Here is a 12,363-nt window from a genome sequence, read left to right on the forward strand (position 1 = left end):
GCGGGAGCAAACTTCATGATTATCGCATCTCACTGTTTTTATGTTCAGAGGTGTCGCACTTCGTACTTGAATCCAAGTCCTTTAATTTAGTCACTTATTCGTATTCCCTTTTCTGTTGATTAAGTTCTATACTCAACCTGTATCACTTAGTATTGCGGCAAACTTACACCAGTGTGACAAATATTGATTGCCACCTTAATAATATATAGAGTTTGAAATTAACTTTTTGATCACAGCTATCCGCAAAAAAGTGAGTTAGAGCGCAATTATCGGCTAAAAAACGTACCGAACGACGCTCCCTATAACGGCATATAATTTGCATGGATGTTTTTTGGATGGTTTATGGAGGCGAAGTATGGCAGCCGCTGAGCAACTTGATACCAGTGTAGAATATGAGATTCGATATTTTGAACAGGGGAAAATGCACTGCATGAGAGTCATTGCTGAAAGCAAAAAAGTGGCTTATCAGTACTATTTGGAGTGTGGTAAGCACAACAGTGACTTGTACTCTATTCGCCCAGACAAGTAAAAAAACCGCCTAACAGGCGGTTTTTTTTATTCGTCAGAATCAATATAACTGTTTGATTTTATTTATTATTACAGATTCAAATCCAACAATGTTATTTGATGTCGCCAAAGCGCTCAAGATAAAGGACGGTTGCTGCAGTACGAGAAGGAACTTGAAGCTTTTTAAGTAAACTCTTCATATGTACTTTAACCGTAGACTCAGAGATAAAAAGACGATCGGCAATTTGCTTGTTGCGGAAACCTCTTGCCACCTCTCTTAAGATCTGCGATTCACGATCGGTCAGTGTATCAAACACGTCCTCTTGCTCTGAACGTTCACTCAAATACTTAGAAACTTCTTGGCTGTATGCCTTGTCCCCTTGATGCGCTTGTTTTAGCAACTCAACCAACTCATCAGGCTCAGTGTCTTTCAATAAATAGCCATCGGCACCACTTCGAACTATTGCTTCTATATCTGCTGGGCTATCCGAAACGGTTAGAATGACAATTCTGGCTTCACAGCCATCTGCACGCAGTGCTTGCAAAGTATCAAGGCCAGACATGCCTTTCATATTAAGATCAAGAAGTACAAGATCCAGTTCCAGCTCATGCGCTTTCGCTACTGCATCCGCGCCATTACTTGCTTCTGCAATGACCTCAAACTCAGGCTCAAAGCTTAAAAGCTGGTGGATACCTCTTCGCATGAGTGGATGATCATCCACCAGCATTACTTTACACACTGTCACTGTTTACTTCCTTACTATGTTGGAATTCTAATTTTACGGTACAACCTTTGTTTATCGATGCTTCGATGTGAAGATCGGCATGCAGTCTAGCGGCCCGCTCTTGCATGATACTCATACCGTAATGATTTAATTTTTCGTCTTGATGTTCAAAGCCTATTCCATCGTCGCTAACGGTTACTGTGACTTTTCCATCATTATCGAGACATTGAATGTGAATATTATCTGCTTGCGCATGTTTGATAGCATTAATTGCCGCTTCTCTTATCAACTGTAGTAAATGAACCTGCTGATGTGCATCCAGTTCAGTTGATGAAAGTCTATTTTTTAGCGTAATGTCCGCAGCAGTTTGTTCACTGAGCGTTTCAACCATGTCTTGCAATGCTTGGCCAAAACTGCCCTCTTTAATCGTAAGACGAAACGTCGTCAGTAACTCGCGTAACTGCGTATAAGCGGCAGATAAGCCCGTATCTAGCTCGGCAATAACTTGATTAGCCTGCGCGATCGCCTTTTCGTCAGGCAAGTTCTTTACGCTTCTCTTCAACAAAGCGACCTGAATTTTTAAGTAAGAGAGTGCTTGAGCCAATGAATCATGCAACTCCCGAGCAATAGTGGCTCGCTCTTCCATCAGCAGAATTTGTTCTGCTTGGCGCTGCGCCCGATTGTAATACACGGCGCGTGATAAAATCTGCACGAAGTTGTCAATAAGAGCCTCGTTCGGACAAGGTAACCCTGCTTTCCAATATAAATAGCCCAAGTGCTCACCATCTAGCATCAGGGCTTTACCGTGGCAATCTTCATCACAATCTTGGCAGCATTCTTCTCCTTCCATCAATATCCAGCTCGGTTCTCCCAGCTGCTCGATTTCAAGTTTGACCGCTTTAATGCCCTCAAGACTGACGATATGCTGCAAAATCGCCTGGAAATTGTCTTGATTAATACGCGACGCCGTGAGTTCTTTTGACGAGTCATACAGCACTTCTAAAGACTGGTTGGCATGCTGCAATTTACGTGTTTTCTCATCAACCGCTTGTTCTAATCCTCGGTACAACTTACCAAGGTCTGTCGCCATCCGGTTAAAGGTTCGAGTCAGTATTCCCATTTCATTGTCGCTAGATACATTGAGCGATATATTGAATGAGCGATTTTTAATTTGCTCGCTAGCAAAAACTAAGGCACGCAGAGGCCGAACAACTTCGAGGCGCACAAAATGAACGACAAACATACTGACACAAAGGATGCCACCCAACCCTAACCCGCCGATCCAGGCTAAGTTAATCAGTTTTTGCTCCGAAAAGCTTTGCAGCTTAAATACAAACTCATCGATTTGTTCAACAAAACCGGCCACTAGGAGTTGATATTCTGCCGGGTTGTCTCCTCTCAGCACCGCCTTGAGTTCATGCCATCTGATAATAAGACGGTAGTAATCGTGAGTGATGTCTTCAGGCACAGACCAATGCTGAAGCGCTTTCATTGAAGGTGAATATATCGAATGTTCAAATGCGTCAATATGTGAAGAATAGTCAACAGATTTAACCTGAATATCATTCGCCAGACGGTAGCTTTGCATTCGCATCGAGCCAGCAACATTGACGGCTTCAGCATCGTTCAAACTGGACGCTAACGTAAAAATCGCAAAACCAGTCGTAGCGACTGAGAGCAGCAAAATAAGAAGCATCGCGGACGCAATCGTGCGCGTCACTGACTTTTTCACATTTTTAAACAATCTGAGTTCCTCGCCCATTAACAATCCTATTTGTACGTGCAATGAACCCATTACCTTTCAACTTTATCAATATGTGATCACCTGCGACGGAATTTATTGATCCAAAACAATATTGCATACCATTTACCCCCTAAGAGGTATTTATACAAATATGTCAAAAACTACAATTTCGTTAGTTTAAATGACAGTTTATTAATGAAAATTGTGGACTATGCTTAGTTTGGGTTCCAAGTTTCGAGGTGACTAAGTGGTAGACCTTTCCAGAAGAAGACTCTTTGCAAGAAAAGCGCACCCCGACAACGCCGTACGTTTGCCTTGGTTAACTAAACCGCAACAGTTTACGGACGATTGCACTCGCTGCGGTAAATGCATTGAGGCCTGTGAAACAAAGATTATAACCAAAAGTGATGGCGGATTCCCCTCGGTCGATTTTTCCATCGATGAATGCACATTTTGCTATCAATGTGCAAACGCCTGTCCTGAGCCCCTTTTCTTGCCAAAAACAGAACAACCTTGGCAAGCAAAAGCAAGTATCAACGATAACTGCTTAGCAAAACAAAATGTCGAATGCCGAAGCTGTGGGGATATGTGCGACCCGATGGCAATTCAGTTCAAATTAGAACTGGGGAAAGTAGCACAACCCAATTTAGACCTTGATGAGTGTAACGGCTGCGGCGCCTGTGTTTCAGTGTGCCCGACTTCATCCATCAATGTGAGCAATACAACAGCCTAAGCCGAATGTCGTCGGCCAAAGGCAATAAAAATAAATGAGAGAGCTATATGTCACTAAATGAAGTGCATATTTCAAGTTTGGTAGTACATGTGCTGCCGGAACATTTGGACGAAATCAAACAAAAGATAGAAGCACACGAAAATGCGGAAATCTATGGTGACAGTCCTGAAGGCAAGATTATCGTCGTACTTGAAACTGAGAACCAAGGTTTCATCACAGACACTATCGATGCCATTAACAATTTACCGAACGTCTTAAGCACGGTATTGGTTTATCACCAAATCGAAACTGGGCTTGAAGAAACGGATGAAGAAGACACTGGAACACAACATTCCCAAATCGAGGGTGAAGTATGAAAATGACAAGACGTGCGTTTGTGAAAGCAAACGCGGCTGCATCAGCTGCTGCTGTCGCAGGTGTGACACTACCAGCATCTGCAGCCAACCTGATTGCAAGCTCTGATCAAACCAAAATCACATGGGACAAAGCACCTTGTCGTTTCTGTGGTACAGGCTGTTCTGTTCTTGTTGGCACTCAAAACGGCAAAGTGGTAGCAACACAGGGTGACCCAGAAGCACCAGTAAACAAAGGTCTGAACTGCATCAAAGGTTACTTCCTTTCTAAGATCATGTACGGTCAAGACCGTCTAACTCAACCGATGCTACGAATGAAAGATGGCAAATTCCACAAAGATGGTGAATTTACACCTATCTCTTGGGATGACGCTTTCGACATCATGGCTGAGAAATGGAAAGCTTCCCTCGAGAAAAAAGGCCCAACAAGCGTAGGTATGTTTGGCTCAGGCCAATGGACAGTAATGGAAGGCTACGCTGCATCAAAGTTAATGAAAGCAGGCTTCCGATCAAACAACATTGATCCAAACGCTCGCCACTGTATGGCTTCTGCCGTTGTAGGTTTCATGCGCGCATTCGGTATCGATGAGCCAATGGGTTGTTACGATGACTTTGAGAACGCAGACGCTTTCGTTCTTTGGGGCTCAAACATGGCAGAGATGCACCCGGTTCTATGGACTCGCATTACTGACCGCCGCCTAAGCCACCCTCACGTTAAAGTGAACGTGCTTTCTACTTACTACCATCGTTCATTTGAGTTGGCAGACCACGGCTACATTTTCAATCCTCAGTCTGACCTTGCAATTGCTAACTTCATCGCAAACTACATCATCGAAAACGATGCAGTAAACTGGGACTTCGTGAACAAACACACGAACTTCACTCAAGCAGACACTGACATCGGCTACGGTCTACGTGACGATGATCCGCTACAAAAAGCAGCGAAGAACCCGAACTCTGGCAAACTCACTTCTATCTCATTCGAAGAGTACAAGAAATCAGTAGCGCCATACACAGTAGAGAAAGCATCTGAAATCTCTGGTGTTGAGAAAGAGAAGCTTATCGAGCTTGCGAAGCAATACGCGGATCCAAACACGAAAGTAATGTCTCTATGGACGATGGGTATGAACCAGCATACTCGTGGTGTATGGATGAATAACTTGGTTTACAACATCCACCTACTAACCGGTAAGATCTCGACTCCGGGGAACAGCCCATTCTCACTAACGGGCCAACCATCAGCATGTGGTACCGCTCGTGAGGTTGGTACGTTTGCTCACCGCCTACCAGCGGACATGGTGGTTGCTAACCCTAAACACCGTAAGATTGCAGAAGACATCTGGAAACTGCCAGAAGGTACGATTCCACCAAAACCTGGCTTCCACGCCGTATTGCAAGACCGTATGCTGAATGACGGCGTTCTGAACTGTTACTGGGTTCAATGTAACAACAACATGCAAGCCGGTCCAAACATCAACACAGAACGTCTTCCAGGTTACCGCAACCCAGAAAACTTCATCGTTGTGTCTGACCCATACCCGACAGCAACAGCACAAGCAGCAGACCTTATTCTTCCTACCGCAATGTGGATTGAAAAAGAAGGTGCTTACGGTAACGCAGAGCGTCGTACCCAAGCTTGGTACCAACAAGTGGGCACAGTCGGTCAAGCAAAATCGGACCTTTGGCAACTAATGGAGTTCTCGAAACGCTTCAAAATGGAAGAAGTATGGCCTGAAGAGCTTCTAGCGAAAGCGCCTCAATACCGTGGTAAAACAATGTACGACGTACTTTACCGCAATGGTAACGTCGACAAATTCCCTATCGAAGAAGCTCGTGAACTGAATGACGATGCTCACCACTTCGGTTTCTATGTTCAAAAAGGTCTGTTTGAGGAATACGCAACATTTGGCCGTGGTCACGGGCATGATTTGGCTCCATACGACCGCTACCATCAAGTACGTGGTCTACGTTGGCCTGTTGTTGATGGTAAAGAAACACAGTGGCGCTTTAAAGAAGGTTCAGACCCATACGCAAAAGAAGGTTCTGGTTGGGACTTCTACGGCAATGCTGATGGCAAAGCGAAGATCATTTCCGCGCCATACGAAGCGCCACCAGAAGTACCGAACGATGAATTTGATATGTGGTTATGTACTGGTCGTGTTCTTGAGCATTGGCACACAGGCACCATGACTCGTCGTGTACCTGAATTATACAAAGCAGTACCAGATGCAGTGTGTTACATGCACCCAGAAGACGCAAAAGCACGCAATGTTCGTCGTGGTGAAGAAGTACTCATGGCAAACAAACGCGGTGAAGTACGCGTTCGTGTTGAAACTCGCGGTCGTAACCGTCCGCCAAAAGGTTTGGTATTCGTACCGTTCTTTGATGCACGTATTTTGATTAACAAGCTTATCCTAGATGCGACTGATCCACTGTCTAAACAGACAGACTTTAAGAAGTGCCCAGTCAAAATCACTAAGATTGCTTAACCTTCAGATACTGAATGCTACGGCCGTCATTATGGCGGCCTAATAAAGAATTTAAGCCATAAAGGCGGAGATGAAATGATGAAAAAATTACTTGTCGCAGTTTTATCTGTAGGTGCGTTAGTGACAGGCATTGCGCAAGCTGAGTTGGATAATCCTGGTGGTATTGGTGGTCTAGAATCTTTACGTGGAATGTCTCAATTGGAAGATACGCGTCCAGCAGACGAGTTCAAAGACTTCCCTAAAGATCAAATTGTTGAAGACAGCTATGTTTATCAACCACCGTTGATCCCACACAGCATTCGTCACTACGAAATTTCGTTAAATGCTAACAAGTGTCTTGCATGTCATAGCTGGAAAAATGCAAAAGAGTCAGGTGCGACTAAAATTAGCGTAACGCACTATGTAAACAGAGAAGATGCGGTACTGGCAGATATGTCTCCACGTCGTTACTTCTGTTTGCAATGTCACGTTCCACAAACGGATGCAAAACCACTAGTGGAAAACGAGTTTAAGGCAGTCGATTCGCTTCAGTAATTGAAACGCGAGTACTAAGAGGTTACTTATGAAAATACTTAAAGCGTTTTGGAAGAGACTGTCGAGCCCGAGTAAAGCTGCCGCTGGTGTGGTTTTATTTCTAGGCTTCGCTGGTGGCCTTCTATTTTGGGGCGCATTCAACACAGGTATGGAAGCAACCAACACAGAAGAATTCTGTTCTGGCTGTCACGCGCCGATCGTTGCTGAAATTCAAGAAACAATTCACTACTCCAACCGTTCTGGTGTTCGTGCGATTTGTTCAGACTGTCACGTTCCTCATGAATGGACGGATAAGATCGTTCGTAAAGTACAGGCATCTAAAGAGCTATTTGCACACTTCGTAACGAAGACGATCGATACGCCAGAGAAGTTCCAAGAGCGTCGTGGACACCTCGCAGAGCGAGAGTGGGCACGTATGAAAAAGAATGACTCTCTTGAATGTCGTAACTGTCATGAGTTTGATTTCATGGATTACTCTCAGCAAGGATCACGTGCGGCAGAACAGCACTCCACCGCTCTCGCTTCAGGCGAGAAAACATGTGTAGACTGTCACAAAGGTATTGCGCACAAACTACCAGACATGAGCGGCGTTGAAGGCTGGCACTAAGGAGACTTACCATGAGTACATTAGAATCTGTAATTTGGCATATCCTTGGCTACAGTGCTATGCCAGTGATTATTCTTTCCGGCTTTGTGGCGGTAGCAGCAATCTCTCTCTGGCTGCTGTCATTTGGTAAGGATAAAGAGGTGTAACGTAACGCATCTCTACTCGTCAACTAGCCTATTTGTTGACACTGAGCGCCGAGCAAATGCTCGGCGCTTTTTATTTATTGCTCAATGGTGCTTACCAACCATAAACAAGCAATCATACATAAAAAAGCGACCATAAAGGCCGCTAAGATTTACTGCTATAGGGAGTTGTTTAAGATTCTTTTACTGGCAGAACCTGTTTGACGTATTGTCCTGGCGCTTCATCAATAACCGGATGGTTTTCTGAGCCAATAGGGAAAGGCTCAACTTGCTCTTTAGGGTTGAATTGGAGTAACCACTCGTTCCAGTGTGTCCACCACGATCCCTCTTTGTGTTCCGCGTTATTCAACCACTCATCAGCAGAGTCATCCAAATTATCGTTCAACCAATAACCATACTTATTTTTAGCTGGAGGGTTCACGATGCCCGCAATATGACCAGACTCACCGAGGACAAACGTTTTGTTACCACCCGTGTTCAGCGCACCACGGTAAGTTCCCTGCCATAACGCAATGTGGTCTTCTTTCGTTGACACAAAATAGCTAGGAATTTTGATCTTATTTAGATCAATCCATACTCCACCAATTTTGACGCCTTTATCTTGCACCAGCTTGTTCTCTAAATAGAGCTCGCGAAGCAAGAAATTGTGAGATGCAGCGCTGACGTTGGTGCTATCGCTATTCCAGTACAACAAGTCGAAATCAACCGGACTGTTACCCTTCAAGTAATTGTCGACGTAGTAGTTCCAGTACAAGCTGTTTTCACGCAGTAAACTAAACGTCACGCTTAAGGAACGGCCGTCCATATACCCTTTTGCGTTATTTTGCGCTTCAATTGCACTAACAATGGTGTCATTGATATACGCGCCGACTTCACCTGGTTGAGAGAAGTCGAGCAACGTGGTGAAGAAAGTGGCAGACTTAATGCGCTTCTTCATACGTTTTGCAGCGTAGTAGGCAACCGTGCTTGCTAAAACAGTACCACCGATACAATAACCAGCAGCATTGATTTGCTCTTGTCCTGTTATATCTTCAATTGCAGCGACGGCTTTCACTACGCCTTCTGTCACGTAGTCACCAAACTCTATGTGCGCTTGTGCCTTGCCTGGATTGCGCCAAGACATCATAAATACACTATGCCCCTGCTCTAACAACCATCGAACCATTGAGTTCTTTGCTGTTAAATCAAGGATGTAGTATTTATTGATGAAAGGTGGGACGATGAGCAGCGGCGTCGCATTCACTTTCTCTGTTAGAGGTCGATATTGAATCAACTCAAACAATTCGTTTTGAAAAACCACATTGCCCTGTGTCGTCGCAACGTCATCGCCCACGCGGAATGCATTGTTATTCGTCATACGAATTTTTAAAATGTCTGCGCTCGACTCAACGTCTTCTTTCAACTGCTCTAAGCCTGCCAGTAAGTTTTGACCGTTTTGCTCAAGTGTCAGCTTCAAAAGCTCTGGGTTAGTGGCGATGAAGTTGGAAGGAGAAAGGGCGTTAATGGCTTGGCGAGAGAAAAAAATAATACGTTCTTTCGTCTTTTCATCTAAGCCTTCCAAAGACTCGATGGTGTCCAGATAGGTCTTACTAAATAAAAGGTAGGATTGTTTGATGAAGCTATATATGGCTTCATTTTGCCACGCTTCGTTTGAGAAACGCTTATCCCCTTTTTCAGCTTCGACGATTTGTGCTTGGTTCCCTGCCAATGCAACATTCTGCCAAATTTGCAGCTGCTGTTCCCACCACTGTGCTTGCAGCTTTAAAATCGCAGCAGGCTGATTCGCAGCTTGTTCGAACAGTTTGGCAGTATCCTCAAAGTTCACTTCTTGCATGGCCTTGTTTAAAGGAGAGTTCACGACTGCCTTGTTCACTTCGAAATCATGCCACCACTGATGATTGGTTTCCTGAAGCTTCACAAGATAGTCCGAAAAGAAGTGTTGAAACATAGTCTTACTCCTATATTCGGAAAAAACAACGCCGCCCAAATCTAGGGGCGGCGAGAATCGGACAAATTACGCTGGAGTAACAGTCTTTAGATTTTCCGAAGTCATTTTCTCAACGTCTTCTTTGAACTCTTTTGCAATCGCTTGAAGCTTGTTGCTGTCATCCATCATTTGTTGAGAAAGTTTAGTAAGTACGCTTAGTTGCTGACTGTTGAAAGCAGTCAATGACGTTACGTCTTTGATTTCTGTCGCTGCTTTCATCTGGTTTAGACCCACTTCACTGTATGTGCGAATGGCGTTCAATTGAAGCTCGGTCAACACTTCTACGTTTTTTGTCACTAGCTTGTTGAACTTCAAGTAAGGTTCTAGATTTTTTTCAGTTTGATCGCTAAATGTTTTGAAGAAATCTGTGTACATGGTTTGTCTCCTAGAGAAAGAATTAAAAATGTCCGTTTAAATAATTACTTAACTGTCTTTACAACCACAGCCGTGCCCATGCCGCCGCCCACACAAAGTGAAGCAACGCCATATTGACCATTTTGCTTATGAAGCTCGTGAACCAGCGTGACTAAGATTCGGTTGCCAGAAGCACCAAGCGGGTGTCCTAGCGCGATAGCACCACCGTTAAAGTTCGCTTTATCTTGAATCGCGTTAACTGGAACTTGGTTTGTTTCCGCCAACTGATGAATCACGCCAAGTGCTTGCGCTGCAAATGCTTCGTTTAACTCGTAAACGTCGATGTCGTGTACACTGAGTTCCGCTTTTGCGAGTGCTTTATTGACGGACTCAACAGGACCTAGGCCCATGATCTTCGGATCAAGACCCGATTGCGCGTAGCTTACGATCTCAACAAGCGGCGTTAATCCATGCGCTTTAACTGCGCTTTCAGACGCCACGATAATCGCACTCGCGCCATCGTTAATACCTGATGCATTACCCGCAGTCACAGTGCCTTCGCGGTCAAAAGCAGGACGTAGCTTGATTAAGGCTTCCATTGTCGCGTTCGCTTTTGGGTATTCATCCGTATCAAACATCACGGTTTCACGGCGTTGCTTTACTTCCACTGGCACAATTTCGTCTTGAAATTTGCCAGCTTCGATAGCGGCTACCGCTTTCTGTTGGCTAGACAGCGCGTATTCGTCTTGCTGCTGGCGAGTTAAGCCGATTTGTTTTGCTACGTTTTCTGCCGTCACACCCATGTGATATTGGTTGTAAACATCGGTTAAACCGTCCGCTACGAGCAGATCTTTTAGCTCCAGATTGCCCATTTTGTTGCCATCACGAATGCTGCTTGGTGCGGCAAACGGAATCTGAGACATGACTTCAACACCCGCTGCAACAACGATCTCAGCATCGCCACTACGGATATGGGACACGGCATCCATGACCGTTTTCATGCCACTACCGCAAACCATGTTTACGCCATATGCAGGAACAGATTCAGGAACCCCCGCAAACAGTGCCGCTTGGCGGCCAACACCCATTCCTTGACCTGCACCAACAACGTTGCCAACAATCACTTCGTCAACCTTGTCGCCGGGCAACTTTGCCGCTTCCAACGCGCCTTTAATCGCTACTGCTGCCAGATCGCCAGCAGAAGTATTTTTCAGGCTGCCACCAAAAGCACCAATTGGAGTACGCTTCGCCGCTACGATAAATACTTTTTCCATCATCTTCTCTCCTTAGTGCATGTATAGGCCGCCGTTCACCGACAAAGTCTCTCCGGTGATGTAGGCGCCCGCATCGCTGACCAAGAAGCTCACTGATGCTGCAATTTCTTCTGGTGTCGCAAGACGTTTCATTGGAATTTGGTTCGTGATGGATTCCAGCACTTCTGGCTTCATTTGCTCAACCATTGGCGTACCCGTGTAACCCGGAGCGATAACATTAACTGTCACACCCGAGCGAGCACCTTCGTATGCTAAGGCTTTAGAGAAACCGATCATCCCAGCTTTCGCCGCCGAGTAGTTTGCTTGACCAAACTGCCCTTTAAGACCATTGACTGAAGAGATATTGATGACACGACCACCGCCTTTTTCGCACATTGCAGCAAAGAGGGGTTGCGTAACGTTGAATAAACTATTGAGGTTGGTATTGATGACATCATTCCAAGCTTGCGCAGTCATCTTTTTAAACACGCCATCACGTGTGATTCCTGCGTTGTTGACAACAACATCAATGGTTCCTTCATCCCCAAGCAATTGCGCCAATTTCTCTGCACACTCTGTCGTGTTTGTTACATCCAACTCAAAAAGGCGAACCTGATCTTTGGTAAACCCTTTGCTGTTGAACCACTCCAGCGCACATTCGTAGTTACCTGTGAAATATGTAGCGATTACACGGTAACCGTCATTGACTAATTGAGAGGAAATAGCAGAACCAATTCCGCCTTTTGATCCAGTGATCAAAGCGACTTTCTTCATTGAAGACTCCATTCTTAACGGCATTTTAAAAGCAAACTTAATACACTGATGAAATAGTTCACCAACTGACGTGTTTATTTATTCCCCGAATTCAACTGCGAAGTGCGACACTCGCCAATATCAAGCGGCCAGTGCCATTTCTTTAAAGACAATCGCTGGT

General features: G+C 44.9%; 13 protein-coding genes. 7 read left to right on the forward strand and 6 right to left on the reverse strand.

From position 1 onward, the window contains the following. Window positions 1–355: 355 nt before the first annotated feature. On the forward strand, window positions 356–529 hold the full coding sequence (locus R8N49_RS23705; RefSeq protein WP_005373524.1) for a hypothetical protein: 174 nt from the start codon (window positions 356–358) through the stop codon (window positions 527–529). 91 nt (window positions 530–620) lie between these two features. Here the strand turns inward: R8N49_RS23705 and R8N49_RS23710 are convergent, their stop codons facing one another. Both R8N49_RS23710 and narQ read right to left on the reverse strand, forming a co-directional pair. Next, window positions 621–1,235 carry a response regulator gene (locus R8N49_RS23710; RefSeq protein ID WP_031777156.1) on the reverse strand — a complete coding sequence of 205 codons (615 nt, stop codon included), beginning with the start codon at window positions 1,233–1,235 and terminating at the stop codon, window positions 621–623. A gap of 4 nt (window positions 1,236–1,239) precedes the next feature. Next, complete coding sequence (gene narQ, locus R8N49_RS23715) at window positions 1,240–2,976, reverse strand: nitrate/nitrite two-component system sensor histidine kinase NarQ (protein ID WP_025767926.1); 1,737 nt, start codon at window positions 2,974–2,976, stop codon at window positions 1,240–1,242. A 247-nt stretch (window positions 2,977–3,223) separates the two neighbouring features. Between narQ and napF the strand changes: the two genes are divergently transcribed. From napF to R8N49_RS23745, 6 genes are all read left to right on the forward strand, one after another. Then, window positions 3,224–3,709, forward strand: coding sequence for a ferredoxin-type protein NapF (napF, locus tag R8N49_RS23720; RefSeq protein WP_213899198.1), 486 nt, complete (start codon window positions 3,224–3,226; stop codon window positions 3,707–3,709). Between the two features lie 47 nt (window positions 3,710–3,756). Next, on the forward strand, window positions 3,757–4,065 hold the full coding sequence (locus R8N49_RS23725) for a chaperone NapD (protein ID WP_005373535.1): 309 nt from the start codon (window positions 3,757–3,759) through the stop codon (window positions 4,063–4,065). Further along, window positions 4,062–6,551 carry a periplasmic nitrate reductase subunit alpha gene (gene napA / locus R8N49_RS23730; protein ID WP_005389060.1) on the forward strand — a complete coding sequence of 830 codons (2,490 nt, stop codon included), beginning with the start codon at window positions 4,062–4,064 and terminating at the stop codon, window positions 6,549–6,551. The genes R8N49_RS23725 and napA overlap by 4 nt, the downstream gene beginning before the upstream one ends. Before the next feature lie 78 nt (window positions 6,552–6,629). Further along, window positions 6,630–7,085, forward strand: a complete 456-nt coding sequence (locus tag R8N49_RS23735) for a nitrate reductase cytochrome c-type subunit (protein ID WP_005389061.1) — start codon at window positions 6,630–6,632, stop codon at window positions 7,083–7,085. Between the two features lie 28 nt (window positions 7,086–7,113). Further along, window positions 7,114–7,692 carry a NapC/NirT family cytochrome c gene (locus R8N49_RS23740; protein ID WP_005373542.1) on the forward strand — a complete coding sequence of 193 codons (579 nt, stop codon included), beginning with the start codon at window positions 7,114–7,116 and terminating at the stop codon, window positions 7,690–7,692. 11 nt (window positions 7,693–7,703) lie between these two features. Beyond that, window positions 7,704–7,838: a TIGR02808 family protein gene (locus R8N49_RS23745; RefSeq protein WP_005373546.1), complete on the forward strand. Its 135-nt coding sequence runs from the start codon at window positions 7,704–7,706 to the stop codon at window positions 7,836–7,838. A gap of 169 nt (window positions 7,839–8,007) precedes the next feature. Here the strand turns inward: R8N49_RS23745 and phaC are convergent, their stop codons facing one another. From phaC to R8N49_RS23765, 4 genes are all read right to left on the reverse strand, one after another. Continuing rightward, entirely contained in the window at window positions 8,008–9,783 is a 1,776-nt protein-coding gene (gene phaC / locus R8N49_RS23750) for a class I poly(R)-hydroxyalkanoic acid synthase (protein ID WP_258489110.1), read from the reverse strand. Between the two features lie 66 nt (window positions 9,784–9,849). Beyond that, window positions 9,850–10,197 (reverse strand): phasin family protein, encoded by a 348-nt coding sequence (locus tag R8N49_RS23755; protein WP_005373550.1) that lies wholly within the window; start codon window positions 10,195–10,197, stop codon window positions 9,850–9,852. Between the two features lie 44 nt (window positions 10,198–10,241). After that, window positions 10,242–11,450 (reverse strand): acetyl-CoA C-acetyltransferase, encoded by a 1,209-nt coding sequence (locus tag R8N49_RS23760; RefSeq protein ID WP_258489128.1) that lies wholly within the window; start codon window positions 11,448–11,450, stop codon window positions 10,242–10,244. A gap of 12 nt (window positions 11,451–11,462) precedes the next feature. After that, on the reverse strand, window positions 11,463–12,203 hold the full coding sequence (locus R8N49_RS23765; protein ID WP_186585444.1) for an SDR family oxidoreductase: 741 nt from the start codon (window positions 12,201–12,203) through the stop codon (window positions 11,463–11,465). Window positions 12,204–12,363: the final 160 nt, after the last annotated feature.

The organism is Vibrio sp. 1978, assembly GCF_033344345.1.

Bases quoted from the DNA above. Each gene is read 5' to 3' on its own strand.
- R8N49_RS23760 (WP_258489128.1), bottom strand. From the start codon at position 11,450: ATGGAAAAAGTATTTATCGTAGCGGCGAAGCGTACTCCAATTGGTGCT.
- R8N49_RS23740 (WP_005373542.1), top strand. From the start codon at position 7,114: ATGAAAATACTTAAAGCGTTTTGGAAGAGACTGTCGAGCCCGAGTAAA.
- R8N49_RS23705 (WP_005373524.1), top strand. From the start codon at position 356: ATGGCAGCCGCTGAGCAACTTGATACCAGTGTAGAATATGAGATTCGA.
- phaC (WP_258489110.1), bottom strand. From the start codon at position 9,783: ATGTTTCAACACTTCTTTTCGGACTATCTTGTGAAGCTTCAGGAAACC.
- R8N49_RS23710 (WP_031777156.1), bottom strand. From the start codon at position 1,235: ATGCTGGTGGATGATCATCCACTCATGCGAAGAGGTATCCACCAGCTT.
- R8N49_RS23765 (WP_186585444.1), bottom strand. From the start codon at position 12,203: ATGAAGAAAGTCGCTTTGATCACTGGATCAAAAGGCGGAATTGGTTCT.
- napA (WP_005389060.1), top strand. From the start codon at position 4,062: ATGAAAATGACAAGACGTGCGTTTGTGAAAGCAAACGCGGCTGCATCA.
- R8N49_RS23755 (WP_005373550.1), bottom strand. From the start codon at position 10,197: ATGTACACAGATTTCTTCAAAACATTTAGCGATCAAACTGAAAAAAAT.
- R8N49_RS23745 (WP_005373546.1), top strand. From the start codon at position 7,704: ATGAGTACATTAGAATCTGTAATTTGGCATATCCTTGGCTACAGTGCT.
- R8N49_RS23735 (WP_005389061.1), top strand. From the start codon at position 6,630: ATGAAAAAATTACTTGTCGCAGTTTTATCTGTAGGTGCGTTAGTGACA.
- R8N49_RS23725 (WP_005373535.1), top strand. From the start codon at position 3,757: ATGTCACTAAATGAAGTGCATATTTCAAGTTTGGTAGTACATGTGCTG.